General features: G+C 70.5%; 2 protein-coding genes. Both read left to right on the top strand.

What is annotated here, in order from left to right; genetic code table 11:
* Window positions 1–1,030, top strand: a 1,030-nt coding sequence (locus tag R1101_RS0123295; RefSeq protein WP_016935588.1) for an ABC transporter permease, incomplete at its 5' end; no start/stop codon positions are given.
* Between the two features lie 52 nt (window positions 1,031–1,082).
* Window positions 1,083–1,478, top strand: coding sequence for a hypothetical protein (locus R1101_RS0123290; protein WP_037224883.1), 396 nt, complete (start codon window positions 1,083–1,085; stop codon window positions 1,476–1,478).
* The last annotated feature ends 36 nt before the right edge of the window (window positions 1,479–1,514 follow it).

Here is a 1,514-nt window from a genome sequence, read left to right as displayed (position 1 = left end):
GACCGCGACCGCCCTGTTCATCGGCGTCACCCTCACATCGACCCTGGTCGTGGGTATCGGCACGGTGAAGGCGGGCGCTCCCGACCTCCTCGACGAGAACCTGCCGGTGGACATCGTGGTGACCGCGCCGGGTTCGGTTCCGGCCGGTGCAACCGATCGGTTGACGGCGATCGACGGCGTCCGGTCGGGTACCGAGGTCGCGACGGGTTCGGTCACCGTCGCGGACACGGAGTTCTCGGTACTCGGTCTCGACGCGCGATCGGCAGCGTCCACAGTCCGCGCCGACCTCCGATTGCCGGAACCGGGAACGATCGTGCTCGAGGAGTCTCTCGCCACCGAGTTGGGGGTGGGTGACGGCGAGATCGTGACGGTCGGCGGCGAGACCGGTACGCGCACGCTGACGGTCGCGACGACCGAGCGCGGCGGCCCGGACCTGATGGACATCGGTGATCTGAGTGCGCTCGCTCGTTCCGCGGCGGACACGGTGTGGTTGAAACTGGACGACGGGTTGTCCGACGGCGATCTCGCTGCGGTCTCCGACGAGATCTCCCGAGTCGCCGCGACGGCGTTCCCCGGTAGCAACGTCGAGGGCGCGGTGCAGACGCGGCAGATGTTCGAGAAGGTCCTCGACACCATGCTGATGATCGTCGGCGGGCTGTTGTCGGTAGCGGTGGTGATCGCCTTGATCGGGGTGGGCAACACGATGGCGTTGTCGGTGCTCGAGCGACGCCGGGAGACCGCGGTGCTACGGGCCGTCGGCCTGTCCCGGGCGGGGGTGCGCAGCGTGCTCGTCCGCGAGGCGCTGATCATCGCGGGCGTGGCATCGGTCCTGGGCGTGGCTCTGGGGTTGCTGCTCGGGGCGGCGGGAACCGCGTCGGTGATCGGGGCGAACCACGTCGGCCTCGGATCGGTTCCCTGGTGGCAGCTCGCAGGCATCGTCCTCGCCGGTGGCGGTGCCGGGGTGATCGCCTCACTGATCCCGGCGCAACGCGCGAGCAGGGTGTCGCCGGTCGCCGCCACGGCGGGCTGAGGTCGCGGTGCGGTCGGGTCGGTAGAATCGGTTCGTGGCGAACGGAATCGGCATGCCCGACCGCACGACCCGGGCAGCGCGGGGAGTGCCCGCCGTGCGGGTCGTGACGATGCTGGCGCTGTGCTGGGCCCGACTGTGGGGCGGCACCGTGACATTCGATCCCGAGTACGGCCTCTACGTCGCCACCGGCATGCGTGGCGGATTCGCGCGCGGCGGCACCACCGTCGGCGGGGTCTTCCTCACCCGGAAGGCTCCGCCGCGCCGCCTGGTGCGGCACGAGGCGATCCACGTCGACCAGTGGGCGCGATACGGACTCGGATTCGCGGTCCGCTACCTCGCGGAGGAACTCCGCAACCCCGGTCCCCGCAACAGATTCGAGATCGAGGCGGGTCTTGCGGACGGCGGCTACCGCACCGAGCGCAGCGTTACCCGTCCAGGCGAACCGTGACCTTCTCGCTCGCGACGCGTCGTTCGGTCGCGTCCG

The organism is Rhodococcus sp. R1101 (assembly GCF_000278445.1).
Classification (GTDB): domain Bacteria; phylum Actinomycetota; class Actinomycetes; order Mycobacteriales; family Mycobacteriaceae; genus Rhodococcus; species Rhodococcus gordoniae.
The sequence above is the reverse complement of the archived record's forward strand: the minus strand, read 5'-3'. Positions and strand labels throughout refer to the sequence as shown.

Excerpts from the sequence above, each read along its gene's own strand:
- R1101_RS0123290 (WP_037224883.1), top strand. The coding sequence starts at position 1,083 with ATGCCCGACCGCACGACCCGGGCAGCGCGGGGAGTGCCCGCCGTGCGG.